Origin of the sequence: uncultured Veillonella sp. (assembly GCF_963543145.1) — a bacterium.
In the GTDB taxonomy this organism is placed as follows: Bacteria; Bacillota; Negativicutes; order Veillonellales; family Veillonellaceae; genus Veillonella.
Genome location: NZ_CAUTZP010000010.1, coordinates 1 through 18464, shown reverse-complemented (window position 1 = coordinate 18464; position 18464 = coordinate 1). Strand labels below are relative to the sequence as shown.

Annotated in this window: 20 protein-coding genes; 5 read left to right on the top strand and 15 right to left on the bottom strand. The window is 40.4% G+C overall.

Features of this window, described 5'->3' with window-relative positions; all coding sequences use genetic code 11:
- Positions 1 to 3: 3 nt before the first annotated feature.
- The 11 genes from RWZ05_RS05705 to RWZ05_RS05655 form a co-directional block, all read right to left on the bottom strand.
- The gene (locus RWZ05_RS05705) at positions 4 to 597 is read right to left on the bottom strand and encodes a DNA glycosylase (RefSeq protein WP_314642865.1); all 594 of its coding nucleotides are present in this window, start codon (positions 595 to 597) and stop codon (positions 4 to 6) included.
- Positions 598 to 674: 77 nt separating this feature from the next.
- On the bottom strand, positions 675 to 1613 hold the full coding sequence (locus tag RWZ05_RS05700; RefSeq protein ID WP_314642864.1) for a hypothetical protein: 939 nt from the start codon (positions 1611 to 1613) through the stop codon (positions 675 to 677).
- Between the two features lie 54 nt (positions 1614 to 1667).
- The gene (locus RWZ05_RS05695) at positions 1668 to 2399 is read right to left on the bottom strand and encodes a sortase (protein WP_314642863.1); all 732 of its coding nucleotides are present in this window, start codon (positions 2397 to 2399) and stop codon (positions 1668 to 1670) included.
- A 245-nt stretch (positions 2400 to 2644) separates the two neighbouring features.
- On the bottom strand, positions 2645 to 3298 hold the full coding sequence (locus RWZ05_RS05690) for a hypothetical protein (RefSeq protein ID WP_314642862.1): 654 nt from the start codon (positions 3296 to 3298) through the stop codon (positions 2645 to 2647).
- An 8-nt stretch (positions 3299 to 3306) separates the two neighbouring features.
- Positions 3307 to 4263 (bottom strand): flotillin-like protein FloA, encoded by a 957-nt coding sequence (gene floA / locus RWZ05_RS05685; protein WP_314642861.1) that lies wholly within the window; start codon positions 4261 to 4263, stop codon positions 3307 to 3309.
- Between the two features lie 36 nt (positions 4264 to 4299).
- Entirely contained in the window at positions 4300 to 4764 is a 465-nt protein-coding gene (locus RWZ05_RS05680) for an NfeD family protein (RefSeq protein WP_314642860.1), read from the bottom strand.
- Positions 4765 to 5122: 358 nt separating this feature from the next.
- The gene (gene uraA / locus RWZ05_RS05675) at positions 5123 to 6406 is read right to left on the bottom strand and encodes a uracil permease (protein WP_314642859.1); all 1284 of its coding nucleotides are present in this window, start codon (positions 6404 to 6406) and stop codon (positions 5123 to 5125) included.
- Positions 6407 to 6516: 110 nt separating this feature from the next.
- Positions 6517 to 7860 (bottom strand): putative peptidoglycan glycosyltransferase FtsW, encoded by a 1344-nt coding sequence (locus RWZ05_RS05670; protein ID WP_314642858.1) that lies wholly within the window; start codon positions 7858 to 7860, stop codon positions 6517 to 6519.
- Position 7861: 1 nt separating this feature from the next.
- Complete coding sequence (gene trmB, locus RWZ05_RS05665) at positions 7862 to 8521, bottom strand: tRNA (guanosine(46)-N7)-methyltransferase TrmB (protein ID WP_314642857.1); 660 nt, start codon at positions 8519 to 8521, stop codon at positions 7862 to 7864.
- A gap of 162 nt (positions 8522 to 8683) precedes the next feature.
- On the bottom strand, positions 8684 to 9370 hold the full coding sequence (locus tag RWZ05_RS05660) for a carboxymuconolactone decarboxylase family protein (protein WP_314642855.1): 687 nt from the start codon (positions 9368 to 9370) through the stop codon (positions 8684 to 8686).
- Between the two features lie 278 nt (positions 9371 to 9648).
- Positions 9649 to 11406, bottom strand: coding sequence for a 1-deoxy-D-xylulose-5-phosphate synthase (locus tag RWZ05_RS05655; protein ID WP_314642854.1), 1758 nt, complete (start codon positions 11404 to 11406; stop codon positions 9649 to 9651).
- Between the two features lie 639 nt (positions 11407 to 12045).
- Here RWZ05_RS05655 and RWZ05_RS05650 point away from each other — a divergent pair.
- From RWZ05_RS05650 to nifB, 3 genes are read left to right on the top strand one after another with little or no spacing between them, the layout of a single operon-like run.
- Positions 12046 to 12909: a substrate-binding domain-containing protein gene (locus RWZ05_RS05650; protein ID WP_024065963.1), complete on the top strand. Its 864-nt coding sequence runs from the start codon at positions 12046 to 12048 to the stop codon at positions 12907 to 12909.
- Positions 12902 to 13708, top strand: a complete 807-nt coding sequence (locus RWZ05_RS05645; protein WP_314642853.1) for a 4Fe-4S binding protein — start codon at positions 12902 to 12904, stop codon at positions 13706 to 13708. Before RWZ05_RS05650 ends, RWZ05_RS05645 begins: the two co-directional genes overlap by 8 nt.
- Before the next feature lie 2 nt (positions 13709 to 13710).
- Positions 13711 to 14541: a nitrogenase cofactor biosynthesis protein NifB gene (gene nifB / locus RWZ05_RS05640; RefSeq protein WP_314642851.1), complete on the top strand. Its 831-nt coding sequence runs from the start codon at positions 13711 to 13713 to the stop codon at positions 14539 to 14541.
- Positions 14542 to 14587: 46 nt separating this feature from the next.
- Here the strand turns inward: nifB and RWZ05_RS05635 are convergent, their stop codons facing one another.
- Entirely contained in the window at positions 14588 to 15745 is a 1158-nt protein-coding gene (locus RWZ05_RS05635; RefSeq protein WP_314642849.1) for an aminotransferase class V-fold PLP-dependent enzyme, read from the bottom strand.
- Positions 15746 to 15865: 120 nt separating this feature from the next.
- On the opposite strand from RWZ05_RS05635, the gene yedE reads away from it, so the two are divergent.
- Positions 15866 to 16927, top strand: coding sequence for a YedE family putative selenium transporter (gene yedE, locus RWZ05_RS05630; protein WP_314642848.1), 1062 nt, complete (start codon positions 15866 to 15868; stop codon positions 16925 to 16927).
- A 17-nt stretch (positions 16928 to 16944) separates the two neighbouring features.
- Positions 16945 to 17193, top strand: a complete 249-nt coding sequence (locus RWZ05_RS05625; protein WP_314642846.1) for a DUF3343 domain-containing protein — start codon at positions 16945 to 16947, stop codon at positions 17191 to 17193.
- 105 nt (positions 17194 to 17298) lie between these two features.
- Here RWZ05_RS05625 and rpsR read toward each other — a convergent pair whose 3' ends face one another.
- From rpsR to rpsF, 3 genes are read right to left on the bottom strand one after another with little or no spacing between them, the layout of a single operon-like run.
- Positions 17299 to 17529, bottom strand: coding sequence for a 30S ribosomal protein S18 (gene rpsR, locus RWZ05_RS05620; RefSeq protein ID WP_004693795.1), 231 nt, complete (start codon positions 17527 to 17529; stop codon positions 17299 to 17301).
- Positions 17530 to 17568: 39 nt separating this feature from the next.
- Positions 17569 to 17967, bottom strand: a complete 399-nt coding sequence (locus RWZ05_RS05615) for a single-stranded DNA-binding protein (protein WP_314642844.1) — start codon at positions 17965 to 17967, stop codon at positions 17569 to 17571.
- 19 nt (positions 17968 to 17986) lie between these two features.
- Entirely contained in the window at positions 17987 to 18271 is a 285-nt protein-coding gene (gene rpsF, locus RWZ05_RS05610; protein ID WP_004693799.1) for a 30S ribosomal protein S6, read from the bottom strand.
- Positions 18272 to 18464 lie beyond the last annotated feature (193 nt).

Genomic DNA, 18464 nt, shown 5'->3' with positions numbered 1-18464 from the left:
AATCTATTTAGTTTTTAAACCACAAGCCTTAAAGAAATTCTTATAGGCTTCTGCCTTTTTCGCAAGGCTCAAGGGATACGCACGCGATGTTGATGGTAATCGTGTCAATGTTAGTTCTCGACCATTATATACATAGGGTATAGTTTCGCCCGTTTTAGGTAATTTTACCTTTTCCGGTAAAAGGCTTAACAATATTTCTGTTGCCTTACCACCGGTAGTGCCAATATGTTTGCACTGTGGTACTTGTTCCAATACTTCAGCGAGCGGTACAGGTTCAACAACCTTTAGGAACGCATCTGATGCATTCCCTTTTTCTCGAATAGCTTTTAAAACGGTAGGACAAGAGGCAATGCCAATCTCAGATAAGAATGCTTTTATCTTATCTGCATCAAAGGCCTTTTCCTCACCTTTTCTAAAGTAATCCTTATCATCAAAGAATACTATACCGTATACGCGCCACATATCGTTTTGGAAGTTAGGATAGTGGAATTCCATAGATCGTTTTTCAGAAGCTGGTGGGAATGTTCCCATCATCATAACCGTTGCATTCTTTGGCAAGAATGGCGGAAACGGTCTTGTTTCAATTACGTCTGCCACTGAGTATCAACTCCTTTCACAATCTATTATGAACTCAACTTTCACCATAACAAATGACCTATGTCACATACCACCCATTATTGACCAATTGGCTGAGATACCAAGGTATTGATATGGTCAAAACCAACTGGCGTTGGAGATACGAGGTACAAGCATACTACGGCAGCCACGGCAAAGCCAATCGCCAAGTAAGAGAAGCTGCCATTGCGAGGGAATTCATATAAGCCAAAGAGACGAATACCTATAGCAGCACCGATAGCAGTAATCAAAGAAGGAATAGAGAAAATATTGTAGCTCCCAAATACTACCATGAGACCTGCATAACCACCCACTACAGTAATCATAGGTATCATGCGATCCATAGGATTTGGAATGGAACGGGTAAGAGCAGCTGGATAGTAAGAAGCCTCTACACCAAACATACCTAAGAATAGATTAAAGTCAGCCCAAATAATTTCCCAAGAGCCTCTAAAGGCATCTCGATGATTGCCTGCGTACCAAGCAAAGCCTGTAATGATTAAAATCGCCAAGCCCGCACAGATAAAGTAGTAGTCACTAGGAATTTTAGGACCTACATAAGCACCTACCGCTGTGACTACAGCACTCAAGATAGATGTTACTACGACGCGGTGTAATCGAGGTCGTTTGTTTTCAGGAATGCGTTTATATACAGTGGCTAGCAACTCTAATACGAAGCAGGCCATAAAAATGGCAATACCTGCTGCAGGCACAAAGAATGCAGCAACTATGCTCAAAATAAAGGGAATGCACAAGCGCCATTTTGGGAATAACACAAGATCTTTATAATCCAAGCGAACATCTTGTGTTTCCATAGTAAAGTTGTTGTACACTACAAAGAGCAACATAAAGGCAATTACATCAACAGCAGTAGCACCCCAAATCAACAGAGTAGGCACTATAATCATAGATAAAGCCACCCCAGATACGCGAGATAGTCCAGCAGCTGCTAAGCCCAGTAATAAAAATGGTATTAAAGCAGAAATAATTTCGAACATAATAATCCTCCCATCATTGTATAAATTTAAGTATATAGTATCTACTACACTACATCAAGGAGAGATATATTTTTTCATAGCTAGTCGCTTTCGTACCGCGGTGGAAGAACAGCCCATGACCTGTGCAATCTTGGCCACCCCATACCCTTGAGCTCGGAGATTTTTAATCTTATTTTCGTCTAAATTTAGAGTATTGGTCCGTATCTCTATACCTTGCTCGCGCAAATACATTGAAACCGTAGAGCCACGAATGCCATAGGCTAAACCGATATCATCGGTACTCATATGGTGCTGCCTATATAAATAGGCCATCTCCTCTACTCGTTGAGACTTACGACCCTTAGGATTCATACAAACGCCCATATGTCGCAACACATGGTGAACCTTCCAACGAGATACGCCATACATTCGAGCAATAGCATCTGTACTATTCCCACTTTTATAAGCCCTACAAATGCGCACTACATCAACAGATACATTCTTACTCGATTCCTGACAAGCCAAACCATATTCTCTCATTCGACTTGCCATAGTAGTGATGGACACATCATACCGCTTTGCCAAGGAATGTAGGGACCACTTCCCAGTCTCATACAAGGCCTGTACGTGAACCATGTTAATTTCCTTTTTAAGGGGCCGCCGCTCAATACCATACGCTTTCATACGGCGCATAATCGTATCCACACTACACTGAAAATAATCTGCCACATCACGAACACTCCACTGCTTTTCTACATATAATTGTTCTAATAACTGTTTTGGTATAACGCGCACATTACGATACATAACATCACCTTTCCTTATGGACGAACTCCCTTCCCTATTATTGTGAAAGGTCCATCAAAAAAAGACAATACAAAAGAGGTTCCTAATAGTCACATAGGTGACCAATAGAAACCTCTTTCAATATGTAATTATATGCACCACATACGATATGTGTAATTCTTGTGTCTATCACAATATCCAGGCATAAACCATCAATATATCTATGTACTAACCAATTACTAGCGCAATGATTATATTGATTCTGACTAGCGATATCTCCGCTCAAGAGCTTTAGGCTTACCTAAAATAATAGACCACTTCATCCCCTCTTTGAGAGCGTGATTAGATTTACGACCGCGAGCCGAGGTTACAGCTGCAGCAGTTGTAACACCTACCTTTTCAACAAGGACACTCCCCTCTTTAGAGGCTTTATCTCGTTTAAACTCGGCTAATCGCTCATGTAAAGGAGTCTCTGTAACAGCCTCACGACCTAAGCCAGTCGTATTTGACGTATCTGACGCATTCGGCATACTCGTTGTATAGCTTGATGAGCTGCTAGTGCGTTTCTTAGGTAAAACCTCAAAATCTTGTTCAGTAGCTGTAGCTACCTCATCTTTTGGATGATTTTCAAATGATGTCTCATCTACTTTAGGAATAGAATCGTAGCGCCCCTGCTTATCATACAACAAGTCTTGACCTGAAGGTTCTTCAACCTTGCGTTCTATGGAGATACCGTATTCGCGCTCCATATCCTCCCAAGTCTGACTTGAAGTTCCATAGTTATCATAGTTGTCATACTCATCAGACTCTTCGGTATTCTTACCTCTTATAATAGAAAAAGCAACATAGGCGATGATACCTAAAATAATGATAGGGTTATGCGAAAAGATGGATAGCACTGTAGACAAAATAGAGTCCATAGCTACTCCTATTCACTATCTGCTAAATTTTCACGCATTTTAGTGTCTGCAATAATATTGTTCATATTGTAGTAATCCATAACGCCAAGATTACCGTTTCTGAAAGCTTCTGCCAATGCTTTAGGAACTTCAGCTTGTGCTTCCACAACCTTAGCTTGCATGTCTTGTGTTTTAGCACGCATTTCTTGTTCTGTAGCAACAGCCATGGCACGGCGTTCTTCGGCACGAGCTTGAGCGATTTTCTTATCCGCTTCCGCTTGGTCAGTTTGCAATTGAGCACCAATGTTACGGCCCACATCTACGTCAGCGATATCGATGGACAAGATTTCGAATGCAGTACCCGCATCAAGACCTTTGCCCAATACAGTACGAGAGATATGATCTGGATTTTCTAGTACATCTGTATGCTCTTCAGAGGAACCTACAGTCGTTACGATACCTTCACCAACACGGGCGATAATAGTAGCTTCACCAGCACCACCAACGAGGCGGTCAATATTAGCACGTACAGTTACACGAGCACGAACCTTGAGTTCGATACCGTTTTTTGCTACTGCAGAGATAATTGGTGTTTCAATCACTTTAGGATTAACGGACATTTGTACCGCTTCCAATACATCGCGACCTGCAAGGTCGATAGCTGCAGAACGTTCAAATGTCAAAGGAATAGATGCTCGTTCAGCGGCGATCAAAGCATCTACGACGCGGTCAACGTCACCGCCTGCAAGGTAATGCGCTTCTAGCTGATTTACGTTTACATCAAGGCCCGCTTTATTAGCTTTAATCAAAGGCATTACGATTTGGGATGGATTTACACGACGTAAACGCATACCTACGAGTGTAAAGATACCAACATTAACGCCCGCTGCAAGAGCAGATACCCAAAGGCCTAATGGCACAACATACATTAACACCATAATCCCTATCAGTAGAATGGGAATCAAAACTAAAATACCTACATCCATAATAACCTCCATTATATACGACGATGTGGTGAAAGCTTAATCGCGCTTTCTAACAATATTGCGGCCCCCTACAACACGAAGCACCACAATCGGTGAACCGGCATCGATGAAGTCCCCTTCAGTTACAACATCTACCAAATTACCATCAATTTTAGCAATACCTGCAGGGCGCAGTGTAGTATGAGCTACGCCTTCTTTACCAGCTAAGTCCTCTAATACATCATTAGATACATAGCCAGCCTTGGTCGTAGATCGTTGCCCTAAGGTAAACAATTTGCCTATCCAAGTCTTTTCAAAGTGATTAAAGAACACGATAACAAGGACAATTAGCAAGGCCGTTAATCCTAGTACTGCATACAGCGCTTCCGTACCTTCTCCAAGAGCTACAAAAACGCCCCAAAGGAATGCACAGTAACCGATGAGCCCTAAAATACCACCCGGTACAACGAGTTCTACCGCCATCAAGGCAATCCCTATAGCCATCCAAATTAAAAACTCCATGGGCCCTCCTCTCTATAATTAATTTTATACAACTTATATACTCATTATACAATATTAAAAATAATTTATAAAGATAATTACTAATATATGAATCTATTTTATAAAGAAGAGCTCATAGGTCCATCGAAGTAATCATTAATAAATGATAGGAATATTATAAAGGCATATTACTTTCCTTTACGAGTAATTGTGTAAAGAATAAATAAGTTAACTAAAAACGACTACTTTCACAGATAATCTGCCCCCATTTTCTGGGACAGATATAATTCTGATCTAGTAGTCGTTTATGATAAGAAGTAAAAACAAATTAGGCTTATAAACGCAAAGATTTATATGGTAGCCTCACTAGCAACTTGAATTATACTTCAGTTTTTTTCAATTGGTCATTACCAACGCCTGTTTTTTGAAGAATCAACAAGCTAATACTCATCGCCATACCTACTACAGTAGCAAGGCCCATACCTTTTAATACTACAGGACCTACCGCAAGTTCTGCACCGCTAAGACCTACAACAAGAATAACAGATGTAAGAATCATGTTAACAGGGTTTGTGTAGTCTACTTTACGTTCTACTAACATGCGCAAACCAGATGCTGCGATGATACCGAACAAGAGAATGGATACGCCACCCATAACTGGTACCGGAATAGCATGGATTAGAGCTGCTACCTTACCTACGAAGGAAATGATCATCGCTAGAACTGCAGCGCCACCGATTACCCATACGCTGAAGCAACGAGTGATAGCAAGTACGCCGATATTTTCACCGTATGTCGTATTTGGTGTAGCACCGAAGAAACCAGAAAGGATGTTAGCAAGGCCATCACCGAGCAAGGAACGTTGTAAGCCTGGATCTTTCATCAAGTCTTTACCAACGATGTTACTAGTTACAACCAAGTGACCAACGTGCTCTGCAAATACTACGAAGAGAGCTGGCATAATCATGATGATTGCATTAATATCGAATACAGGCATGCCGTAGAATTGCGGCAAAGAGAACCATGGAGCGGCTTCTACACCAGAGAAGTCAACAACGCCCATAATAGCGGATAAAATATAACCGGAAACAACACCGATAAGCACAGGAATAACGGCTAAGAACCCACGAAACACAACGGTACCAAGCAAGGTAACAACTAAGGAAAACATAGAGATAAAAATAGCTTGGCTGTGGCTCATGCCTAAATCTTGATTGCCAATAAGGCCAGACATGCTCATCGCTACCGGTGCTAATTCCAAACCAATAATAGCTACAATAGCCCCCATCGCTGCTGGAGGGAATAACTTATCGATCCAACGAGTACCAATATAACGAACGAGAATAGATAACATCACAAAGGAAAGACCAAAAACAACAAAGGCTCCCTTTGCCGCTTCATAACCAAGACCTGCAGATAATACACCTGCTACAGGAGCGATAAAGGCGAAGCTAGAACCGAGGTAAGCTGGAATTTTAAATTTACACACAAATAAGTATAGTAATGTACCAATACCATTCATAAATAATGCCGTAGCTGGATCTACGTTCAGTAAATAAGGAACCAATACAGTAGAACCAAACATAGCGAATAAATGTTGAAAACTAAGTGGCAACATTCGTCCCCAGGACGGGCGTTCTTGGATATCAATATAATCCTTCATCTTTTCTCCTCACACACAATACAAGTATGTTGCATTTATACAGCACCTCATAAGAGATGCTATATAAATCCACACTAAATATATTCACCTTATACTACATAAGTTAACTATCAACGTTCAGACCGAGGTCGTCTACGGGTAGGCTTTTTAGTCTCTCTCGGTCTGAATGGACCAGGCATTTCCGTTTTTTGAGGACGCTTCGGAGCAGCTGGCTTAAAACGACTTTGCGTTTCTTCGCGCAACGATGGCAACGCCTCAGCGGTACCAATTTGTTTTACACCTTCTACATTACGACGTCCCACACTTGCTAATAAACCAACAGCCATGAAGTTCATTAACAAGGATGAACCACCATAACTAACAAAGGGCAATGGAACCCCCGTTACAGGCATGATACCGCAAACCATGGCGATATTAAACAAGGCCTGACCACTGATGAGCAGTGTAATGCCCATAGCTAGCCATCTACCAAAATCATCACGGGCCTTATTAGCAATACGGAATCCATAGTAGGTGAAAGCTGCTACCAAGATAACAACAAATACAGCGCCAAGGAAGCCCATTTCTTGAGCCCATACAGCAAAGGCAAAGTCTGTATGTGCCTCAGGCAAGTAAAAGTACTTGGATGTACCTTGCATAAAGCCTTCTCCAAAGAAGCCACCAGAACCAACGGCTAATAAACCTTGTACAGTTTGGTAACCCATATCTTGTGCATGAGGCCATGGGTCAAACCAAGACAGAATACGTTCCCATCTGTATGGCGATGAACGAGCTGCAACAAAGCCAAGGAGCCCCGCCACAGCAAAGGTACCGCCAAAGAATTTCCCATCAAAACCAGATAAAAAAATCAGAAGAAATGAGAATCCTACAGTTAATACAGCTGTACCCATGTCAGGTTGCTTAAATGTTAAGGCCGCAAATATTATAGGCCATACTAATAATGGCAAGATATAAAGTATTCGCTGTTTAAAATAACCTTTCCAATCTCTCAGAAAACTAATATGGCGACGCTCACTCCACTTCCGCATCGTGCTCAGCTTAGCCGCAGTCCATATGAGAGCAGCTAGTTTAGCAAACTCAGATGGCTGTATAGATACAGGACCTATTACAATCCACCGACGTGCACCATTAATAACAGCACCAATGAGCAAAACTAAAACCATACCAGCTAATGTGATAAACATGATGCGTTGCAGCATATGCGGCTTCTGCAACTGTCGATAATCATAGCGATATAATATTATACCTACGGCCATCGACCAAAAGAGAAAGCCCATATGTTTACCAAAGTAACCCCAAAGGCTTGTATTCTCATAGATAGAGCTAATATAAGTTGCACTAAAGATATTTACGCTACCTATAATAGTAATAAGTAGTACCGATAGCAACATACCTTGTAGATCATTTTTTAAGAGTGAGCCCCACCGACTATCCCCCTTATTCGGTGTTTCCATATTAAGCCTCCTTTTGTACTTTTGGCTTAATTGCTTCTAAGCGGAAAATAGGTTGCCCTTTTTTGCTAAATTTCTCTTCATATTCAGTTTTAACGTTTGGAAGATCTGTACTATGTAAATCATAGGTTACATTTTTAAGCTCCCAGCCGCATTCTTTGAATTCTTCAAGAGAGAACATAAATAAGCCTTCATTATCTGTCTTGAAATGTACTTCACCACCATCTTTTAAAAGCCGAGCATAGCGGCCAAGGAATGTGTGGTATGTAAGGCGACGTTTTGCATGTTTCGCCTTAGGCCATGGATCACAGAAGTTGATATAGAAGCGATCCACTTCACCAGGTTCCACAACCTCTTCGATACCTGCAATATCAAAGAGACATACCTTAGCATTATCCCGTTCCCCTTCAAAGATTTTTTGTGCTGCGTAGTAAATAACGCCAAGCTGTACTTCGAAACCTACAAAGTTAGCATCTGGATATGCTTCAGACATGCCCGCAATAAAGCGGCCTTTCCCAGTACCAAGTTCCATATACAATGGACGCTCTGGATGAGCAAATAACTCACGCCATTTGCCTTTATGTTCTTCATGCCCAGACAAAATGATATGAGAGTCATATTCGTGGATAGCTTCATCAATCCACGGTTTTCTACGAAGGCGCATACTTTCTCCTTACATTTATTTCATTGATTTATAATTTATATGTATTATTACAGGTCATATACCTATCTTATTAATTATAGAAAAGGGGGAGTTAAACGTCAATTACATTTCCCCTCATTACCACATAAAAAAGACCTACTTCCGAAGAAGTAGGTCAATATTTTATTCAAAAATCATAGCTTCTAGATTTTCTATTTGATATTTACTTAGTCCAAGCTCGGATAAACTCTTTTCAGATGCACTGAATAGATTATTTTTACCAACTCGAGTACCTAATGCTGCTGCCGCTACCAATTCACGATCTAATTTACCTAGACGAGAACGATTACGATTTTGAGGTTTAGGTTTTTTCATACGGAATGTATTATATTGAACCCCTTCCTTAGCTTCCTCAGTCTTCTGCTTTGTTAAAGCAGCCCCATTAGTGCCATTCCCCAATAAAGCACTAAGCCCTGTTTGCTTAGGAACCATTTTTTCGTAATCAGCACCAAACTCAGGGCGCTCTTCACGCAATTGATCGAATGTAGCTAAAGCTGCATTCATTTGCTTCAAACCAGCAGCAGAGTAGAGCTGACGAATTGCAATACTCACCTCTTGCGGCGTCAACGTACCTCGCTCGATAGCAGAAGCAATTGTACTCTTTAATGCACCTTGATCTCCAGACGCTGTATAGCGACCAATTTCAACCAAGTCTTTTTGACGTGCATTGAGTTCTTTAGGCGTATATATGTTTATCTCAGATATCGACGGTGCCTGCTTAGAAGGCTGCTCTCCCGCCCCATTAGCCTCGAACATATAGCCACCGGCTACGATGGCCAAGGCTAATGTTAAGGTTAATACTTTTTTCAACGTCTTATAATCTCCCTTAATCATTAATACTAATTGTATAATACGGCATTAAACGCATACATTAACAACAATTTTATTCTACTGTAATACATACTGTAGATATTATTATATAATACTTCATCTAATTTTTATAGTCCTATTCGAAAAAAATCTATATTTTTTTAACAAGTTTTATATATTTATAAATTATAAGCTATAAAAAAAAGCAGAAAACACCCTATAATTATTGATGTTTACTGCTTTTATTCTAAAATTTAATTAATTAAAATTATATAAAATTAAAAGGATAACAGTTGTTTTGCATCCGATACAATTTGATCCAAAGATACTCCATTTTCATATAATAAATCATTTGCATCATATCGATCATGGAATTCTTTAGCAATACCATAGTTTTTAACACGCATATTAACCGGTCCGTAGAAACTAGCTACACGTTGTCCCCAACCGCCTTCTACTACACCATCTTCCAAAGTAAATACTACGGAATGATTTATTTTCAACTCTTCTAGTAGTTCTTTATCTAGGCCAGAAGCAAATTTAGGATTTACCACAGTTGCATTAATGCCATCTTTAGCCAATTCATCAGCTACTTGATTAGCTAGATGATAGAAATTACCTAAGCCTAATAAAGCAATGCGTTCTCCACGACGAGTCACTTGAGATTTATTTAAGACACTATAATCCGTCGTATCAGCCACACCAGTAGATATAAACTCACCAACAGGAACACGAATTGCTACCGGATGCTCATGTTGATGCACGGCATACTCAGTCATAGCCAACAACTCTTCATTATTGGTAGGTGCTAAGTATACCAAATTAGGAATGCTTGTAAGCATAGGTATATCAAAGAATCCCAAATGAGTGACATCGTTCATGCCATATACAGAGGCCTGGTGATTCATAATAACGGCACTATTATTATTGACGCAAAGATCTTGTACTAATTGGTCATAAGTACGTTGTAAAAATGTACTATACACATTAAATACTGGTTTACCGCCATTTTTAGCAATACCAGAACTCATAGCAATGGCATGTTCCTCCGCAATACCGACGTCAATATATTGTTTTCCTGCAGCCTTACGCCATTCTGGAGTAAACCCAAAGCCACCGGGTGTACCTGCAATAATAGCTACCACTGTTGGATCTACTTTGATTTGCTCCATCAAGTAGTTCGCAATCGTACCAACATACGTTGGCCCATTATCTTTTGCTTTTAGCTTACCTGTTTCTAAGTCAAATGGCATAGTCCAGTGGAACTTTTCTTTATTTTGCTCTGCAATGGCATAGCCCTTACCTTTTTGAGTAACAATATGTAACACAATTGGATGGTCAATGTCTTTCACATCCTTAAACACATCAATTAATGTTTCTAAATCATTTCCCTTTGCTACAAAACGATAATCTAAACCAAGAGCCTTGAAAATATTGTTGGCACTTTCACCATTAGACTCGCGCAATTCGCGAAGGCCACCATATAAACCGCCATGATTTTCTGCAATAGATTGGTCATTATCGTTGACGATGATAATCATATTACTATCTAACGTAGCTGCATAATCAAGACCTTCATAGGCTTCCCCACCAGATAAGGAACCATCACCAATAATAGCAATAATATTTTCAGAGTCCCCTTTTAAATTACGAGCTGTCGCTAAACCAGATGCTAATGAAATAGATGTAGAGGTATGACCAATATTAAAGAAATCATGTTCACTTTCAGTAGGATCTGTATAGCCTGTTACATCATCATAATGATTATGGTCCAAAAATGCTAAGGCACGACCTGTAACCATCTTGTGCACATAAGACTGATGAGACACATCATATACAATCTTATCTACCGGTGAATTAAATACATAGTGCAAGGCCATAATCATTTCAGCTACGCCCATAGGTGGACCACAATGACCGCCGTGCTCTGATACCTTCGTCATAAGTGCTTGACGAGCCTGTGCTGTTAAATCTGTTAATTCAGAAATAGATAGGCCTTTTAAATCGGCTGGAGATTTTACATCAATTAAGTTCATAGTAATCCTTTCAAGATAAATTTAATTTACTTCAACTACAAACGCTATACATCGAATAGTATAAAGATTATAAAGATAGTGACCCCAAATAACTAATATTATACTTCAAGTATATTTATAGTATAAAACTTAAGGTTAGGTTTAAGTCAATAGAGCTTACATTTACAGTTTTTATATTCATATATAAATAACACATATATTAGGAGGTACTATGAAATATACTATTGGCGAAATTAAAAAAAACTAAATGTAGCCCCCTCTACATTACGTTATTACGATAAGGAAGTTTTTTTGAACGCAAATAGCGTGCTAATCAAGACTCCGCCCCAAATGATGAACCACCTAAAAATATAGAGCCAATTATTCTTGTTTGCTATGCACTGAAGGTATAGAAGGATTTTAGTATCATTAAACTAAAAAAATTAGCACATTCATCGCATACAATAAATATTCAATTAAATAGATATAGAAATATATCTTAAAATTTTATAATAATGCCTTTAAAAAAGTACTTATATGACTAATCGATATAAACAAATTAAGCAAACTTATGCATAGTATCAGTGAAACTTATAATTTTTATACTATAATGTGAGTATATGCTTAGTACTGTAAAGTTCAGTGAAAGGTGGTAAGTACATGGGATTTTTGAAAAAGGATATATCCCGTCGCCAGTTTATTGGTGGTGCTTTAGCTTTAGCAGCCGCATCCGCAGTGCCGTCGTTTATACGAGGCGCTTACAAGCCAACACAGTCTGACTCATTACAAGTATGGACCTGTGGCGGTTTGTCGGAAGCATTCCTTGATTTAAACCAAGTTTATACGATGCACACGGGGCACAATATTCAATATACTGGTGCCTTTGCAGGGGCTATTGGTAAATCCTTGTTAGCTGAGAAGAGTCGCACAGAAGTTTTTGGGGCTCGCGGTTTAGATCTTGCGAAGAATATGCGGAAAAAAGGCGTAAGTATTGCTTTTGAACCATTATGTTTTACGGATTACGTTATCGTTACACCTAAGGGAAATCCAGCAGGGATTCGGGATTTGAAGGATATGGCCGAGCCTGGTGTACGCGTTATGTTACCGCTAGGCGCATCTCCACCAGGTAGCGCATCTGTAAAGGGAATCATGAAATTATCTGGTTTGACCGATGGTATCATGAAAAACTTAATGGCTGAAAACGCTTGTGTCATTTCTATGATGTGTGATCTCGTAGAAGGTAAAGCCGATGTATCCATTATTGAAAAACGCCTTACCACACATGATCGGTTTAAGGATCGTATAGAGTACTTCTCCATACCTGCACAATTTGTGCCACCTGCACCGCTCACTTTCACTATTAATACGATGAAATATGTACAAGACCGTGCGTTGGCTGCCGATTATATTGAATTTACACGGTCCCAAGAAGGACAACAAATCTTAGAAAATCACGGATTCACATCCGTTCATAGTGCGAGAGGTCTCGATTTGATAGAAAGGTTTGGTGTAAAAGATGTGTAATCAATGTCCGTCATCTACAACCTGTGGAACTCAAGTCAGTTCTGGTGTATCTGGGAAACAAGCTCCTAAGAATTTAACGCTTTGGCGTCGGATCGTACAGTTTATTTTCCTTTTTATTATGGGAAAATGGGTGTACTATGGTGTATTCCGTTGCCCTTACATTGTTCCCTTTGTGAACTGTGAAAGTTGCTCTATGATTTCTTGCTGGGGGCGAATCACGACGTACTTTTATGCGTGGTGGATTATCTTGCCAATTATGGTCGTACTCTTTGGACGTGCTTTCTGTAGCTGGTTCTGTCCAAGTGGTTGGGTTAACCAAATGCTGGGAAAAATATCTATGGGGCCCTTAAGAAATCGTAAAAAGTATATGCGTTTCCTTCAACTCGGCATGGTAGTAACTATCATTTTAGGACTCGTAGTATATTTTAAATTTGGTAATCCCCGCATTATGATCCCTATTCGGACGAGCGATGAATATTTTAATGCTGTCATTTTATCTATGCAGTTCTCCGAATGGTATTGGGCGGCTCGTACTATAACGGTCGTTTCTATTATTGCGGGTTCCCTTATTATCGCCAACGCTTGGTGCCGCTTTGTATGTCCTTTTGGGGGCGTTATGGAGTTGCTTCGCAAAATTTCTATTTTTAGAATTTTTAAAACAAATGATTGCGATAACTGTGATGCTTGCTTGCGCGTATGTGAGATGGGAACACGACCAAATGAAATGAATTGCACCAACTGTGGTGATTGCTTACATGTTTGCCATAAAGATGCTATTAGATTTGGCCGGAAAGGTTAATTATGAAAGAAATTCAAGGACAAAGTTTCCTACAAAATCATCCTTGTTACAACAAGGAAGCTTCTGCTAATTGGGGGCGTTTACATTTACCAGTAGCGCCAAATTGTAATATTCAATGTAATTATTGTAATCGTAAGTACGACTGTGCGAATGAAAATAGACCGGGCGTGACGCAGCATGTTTATACGCCACAAGAGGCCGCTGCCTTTGTGCGCAAGGTCTTTGATGCGCGTCAGGATATCTCTGTAGTGGGCATTGCAGGCCCTGGAGACCCTATGTGTGATGCAGACAAGACACTTGAAACCTTCCGTCTTGTGAAAAATGATTTCCCTCATGTCATGCTTTGCTTATCTAGTAATGGTTTGGCAGTACCTGATTATGTTGATGAAATCGCTGACTTAGGCATTACGCATGTAACGATTACGGCTAATGCTATTGATCCAGAGATTGCAAAAAATGTATATTCCATGGTTCGCTATGAGGGTAATATCTACAATGGAATCGATGGGGCCCGTATTTTATTAGAGCGTCAGGCTGAAAGTATCCGAAAGCTAAAGGAAAAGAACATTATTGTTAAGATTAATACCGTAGTCGTGCCGGATGTAAATATGGACCATGTGCCAGCTATCGCAAAACAAGCAGAAGCTTGGGGCGTCGATTTGATGAACTGTATTGCTATGATTCCTGTTCATGATACGGCCTTTGAAAATCACCGAGGCCCAACTTCAGAGGAAATCGATAACATGCGACAATTTATTGGTCACTATGTGCCGCAAATGACACACTGTAAACGATGTAGAGCTGATGCTATCGGTCGTTTGTGTGAAGTATAAGAAAAAGGCTATATACTCAAGGTATATAGCCTTAAAGAGATATCTTTTATTTAGAGCTCTTTACAATCGTATTTAGAGCCGATAGTATAGCTTCTACATCTTTAAGCGTGTTAGCATAGCCAAAGGAGAAGCGTACAGTTCCCTCCGGATAGGTACCTAAGGTTTGATGTGCTCGTGGAGCGCAATGAAGTCCGACGCGCGTCATGATGTGATAGGCAGACTCTAGTTCGTACGCAATGCTTGCTGCATCCATGCCATCAATGGTGATGGATACGACGGCTGTTCGATCTTGAAGATTTTGCTTGCCAAGGATGCTGATATGCTCTATTTCCTGCAATCCTTCAAGGAAGGTTTTTGCCAAAGCTAGCTCATGGTTGTGGATATTCTCCATACCGACCGATTCGATGTAGGCGAGACCTTCGTTAAGACCTATGATGCCAGGTAGATTTAAAGTGCCTGCTTCAAAGGCGTCGGGCATATGGGTAGGCATCGTTTCTAAATGTGAGAAGCTGCCTGTACCACCAGCGATAAGAGGGTTTAAGTGGTTAGCCATTTCTTTGGTCAATATAATGCCACCAATACCTTGAGGTCCCAATAATCCTTTATGACCTGTAAAGCAAAGGGCATCAATATGATATGCTTTCACATCGATGGGAATAACACCTGCCGTTTGGGCTGCGTCTACAATAAATTGTAGATTATGAGCCTTGCAGATGGCGCCGATTGCTTCGAGGGGTTGAATGGTGCCACACACATTGGACGCGTGATTGATAATCATAGCCACTGTATTGGGACGAATGAGACTGTCCATGTTTTCAAGTTGAATGGAGCCCATCCTGTCACAAGGGATACTATCAAAGGTAATGCCTTTATCTAGTAGTTGTGTGAGCGGTCTCATAACTGCGTTGTGCTCCATTGAGCTAACGAGCACATGATCACCTGCTTTCAATAGGCCCTTGATGACCATATTTAAGCTCATCGTCACATTTTGTGTAAATATGACATGGGATGGATCATGACTGTTGAATAAGGTATGTAGTCGTTGTCTCGTTGTATAGATCGTATCCTCTACATCATAGGCGAGAGAATAGGAACCACGGTTGATGTTTATACCGCAGTTCGTTATATAGTCCGCCATGGCACTGGCCACATTTGGCGCTTTAGGAAACGTGGTGCTCGCATTATCTAAATAGATATAGTTCATTGGTAATCTCCATGAATAACAAGATGTATTTATGGTTATTATATCATGAGTAGTATGCTTGATTGGGTAGGAGTATACGCTCATATAGTTTTAGTGTAGTTAGTTTGAAAGGAGTTTATTATGAGTGGGTCTCATGAAAAACGGAATTTAATTATTGCAGGCCTTATTATTGGCGCTATTGCAGGCTTCCTTGTACTAGCTGGCAATCCGGCAAATATGGGCTTTTGTATTGCTTGCTTTATTCGCGACACTGTAGGTGCTCTTGGTATGCACCGCGCTGCACCGGTACAGTACATTCGTCCAGAAATTATCGGTCTTATATTAGGGGCTTATGTATTGTCCATGATTCGTGGCGAGCACCAAAGTAGAGGTGGTTCATCTCCAATTATTCGTTTTATTCTCGGCTTTTTTGTTATGATTGGTGCGTTGATCTTCCTTGGATGCCCAATTCGCATGATTTTGCGTCTCGGCGGTGGTGATTTAAATGCCTTATTCGGTATTGCCGGCTTTGCAGGGGGCATTGGATTCGGTACTATTTTCTTAAAACGAGGCTATTCCTTGCAACGTACCTATGCGTTGAGCAAATTAGAATCTGCTATGATGCCTGCTATTCAAGTCGGTTTGCTCGTCCTTGTTGTAACAGCACCAGCATTTATCTTCTTTAGCCAAAAAGGACCTGGCGCTATGCATGCTCCATGGCTCATTTCTTTAGCCGCTGGCCTTGTAGTAGGTGGCTTAGCTCAATTTAGCCAACTTTGTACAGTTGGTGGCTTCCGCGATTTATTCTTGTTCAAAAAATCTATTCTTATTTTTGGGTACCTTGCAGTACTTGTAGGTGTATTTGTAGTAAATATTAGTTTTGGTAACTTCCATCTTGGCTTTGAAAATCAACCTGTTGCTCATGCGGATGGATTATGGAACTTCCTTGGTATGGCTCTTGCAGGCTTCTGTAGTGTATTACTCGGTGGTTGCCCATTACGTCAATTGATTATGACTGGTGAAGGTAACTCTGACGCTGCTGTAACAGTGCTCGGTCTTGCGGCTGGTGCAGCATTTGCTCATAATTTTGGGTTAGCCGCTTCCGCTGCAGGTCCTACATTAAATGGTCAAATCGCAGTAGGTGTTGGCTTTGTAGTGGCTCTGATCATTGCCATCTATAATACAAAACGAGCAAATGCGTAGACTAGAAATGAGTGATTATGAAATATATTGCAACATTTTACTCTCACTTTGGAGCGATTCGTTTCAACCGTGAAGCTCCTGAAGGGGTCACAAATATAGAACTTCGTCCGATGCCGCGTGATTTGAGTTCCTCTTGTGGAACGAGTGCATCCTTTGATGCTGGTGAAAGCTTTACTTTTACAGAAGATCCAACGGACGAAATTGAACAAATCGTAGCTGTTACAGAGGGCGGTTATAAAACTATATATGAAAGTCCAAACAAATAAATATAGAGCTGTATAACAAAAGAGGAACTATCTAATGGATAGCTCCTCTTTTTGCATAGCAAAAAGGCGGTACAACCAAATGATTGTACCGCCTTGATTCATCAATTATTCAGCAGTGAATGGCAATAAAGCGATTGCACGTGCACGTTTGATAGATGTAGTCAATTTGCGTTGATGTTTTGCGCAAGTACCGGAAATACGACGAGGTAAGATTTTGCCGCGTTCAGTCGTGAAACGACGAAGTTTAGCAACATCTTTATAGTCGATTTGATCGATATGGTCTGCACAGAAAACGCATACTTTTCTTCTTGGCTTTCTGCCTCTATCTCTTCTCATTGCGAATCCTCCTTTTCGAATTAGTAGGAGTCCCTGACACTAGAACGGGATGTTTTCGTCATCGCCGCCTGTACTGAAACTATCAAAATTGGACCCACCTTCGAAAGAATTAGTATTCATATCAAGGGATTGGCCCACAAAGTTCGCTACTACTTCAGTAACGTACCGTTTTTGACCGTCCTGAGTCTCGTAAGAACGAGTTTGCAAACGACCTTCTACAAAGCAACGACTGCCTTTACGAAGATTGCCTGCCACTTCACCAAGTTTACCCCATGCAACGCAGTTGATGAAAGCAGTTTGTTCTTTCGTCTCATTTGTTGTAGAGTCAATATAGGTGTTTGTTGCAGCTACTGTGAAAGTTGCTACCGCACGACCTGTTTTAGTGTAACGTACTTCAGGATCACGAGCTAAATTACCTAGAATTTGTACAGAGTTCATGTTTTCCTCCAGGCTTTAATTATGCTTCGTGTTTTACAATTAGATGTCTTAGGACTTCATCGTTGATTTTCAATACACGATCGATTTCTTTGATTTCAGCAGGTGCTGCTTCAAAGTTGATCAATACATAGAAACCGTCAGTGAATTTCTTCACAGCGTAAGCAAGACGACGCTTGCCCCAACGATCTACCTTTTCTACTGTGCCGCCTACACGAGCAATTAAAGCTTCTACTTTTTCAATAACAGCGTTAGTTGCTTCCTCTTCAGCTGGTTTCACAATAAACATGACTTCGTATTTGTTCATACAAAATCACCTCCTCTTTCGGACTAATGCCCCTATCGACACATAGGGGTAGGAAGTGCTTACCATCAATAAGCGTTACTATTATAACCTAAATAAACGATGAAAGCAAGAACCCATTTTGAGTTCTTGCTTTCACAATTCTAGAGTAATCAAACATTTGTGACAAATACTTATGCCTCTTGTTTCATAAAGT

Bases quoted from the DNA above. Each gene is read 5' to 3' on its own strand.
- RWZ05_RS05700 (WP_314642864.1), bottom strand. From the start codon at position 1,613: ATGTTCGAAATTATTTCTGCTTTAATACCATTTTTATTACTGGGCTTA.
- RWZ05_RS05695 (WP_314642863.1), bottom strand. From the start codon at position 2,399: ATGTATCGTAATGTGCGCGTTATACCAAAACAGTTATTAGAACAATTA.
- RWZ05_RS05690 (WP_314642862.1), bottom strand. From the start codon at position 3,298: ATGGACTCTATTTTGTCTACAGTGCTATCCATCTTTTCGCATAACCCT.
- floA (WP_314642861.1), bottom strand. From the start codon at position 4,263: ATGGATGTAGGTATTTTAGTTTTGATTCCCATTCTACTGATAGGGATT.
- RWZ05_RS05680 (WP_314642860.1), bottom strand. From the start codon at position 4,764: ATGGAGTTTTTAATTTGGATGGCTATAGGGATTGCCTTGATGGCGGTA.
- uraA (WP_314642859.1), bottom strand. From the start codon at position 6,406: ATGAAGGATTATATTGATATCCAAGAACGCCCGTCCTGGGGACGAATG.
- RWZ05_RS05670 (WP_314642858.1), bottom strand. From the start codon at position 7,860: ATGGAAACACCGAATAAGGGGGATAGTCGGTGGGGCTCACTCTTAAAA.
- trmB (WP_314642857.1), bottom strand. From the start codon at position 8,521: ATGCGCCTTCGTAGAAAACCGTGGATTGATGAAGCTATCCACGAATAT.
- RWZ05_RS05655 (WP_314642854.1), bottom strand. From the start codon at position 11,406: ATGAACTTAATTGATGTAAAATCTCCAGCCGATTTAAAAGGCCTATCT.
- RWZ05_RS05650 (WP_024065963.1), top strand. From the start codon at position 12,046: ATGGGATTTTTGAAAAAGGATATATCCCGTCGCCAGTTTATTGGTGGT.
- RWZ05_RS05645 (WP_314642853.1), top strand. From the start codon at position 12,902: ATGTGTAATCAATGTCCGTCATCTACAACCTGTGGAACTCAAGTCAGT.
- nifB (WP_314642851.1), top strand. From the start codon at position 13,711: ATGAAAGAAATTCAAGGACAAAGTTTCCTACAAAATCATCCTTGTTAC.
- RWZ05_RS05635 (WP_314642849.1), bottom strand. From the start codon at position 15,745: ATGAACTATATCTATTTAGATAATGCGAGCACCACGTTTCCTAAAGCG.
- yedE (WP_314642848.1), top strand. From the start codon at position 15,866: ATGAGTGGGTCTCATGAAAAACGGAATTTAATTATTGCAGGCCTTATT.
- RWZ05_RS05625 (WP_314642846.1), top strand. From the start codon at position 16,945: ATGAAATATATTGCAACATTTTACTCTCACTTTGGAGCGATTCGTTTC.
- rpsR (WP_004693795.1), bottom strand. From the start codon at position 17,529: ATGAGAAGAGATAGAGGCAGAAAGCCAAGAAGAAAAGTATGCGTTTTC.
- RWZ05_RS05615 (WP_314642844.1), bottom strand. From the start codon at position 17,967: ATGAACTCTGTACAAATTCTAGGTAATTTAGCTCGTGATCCTGAAGTA.
- rpsF (WP_004693799.1), bottom strand. From the start codon at position 18,271: ATGAACAAATACGAAGTCATGTTTATTGTGAAACCAGCTGAAGAGGAA.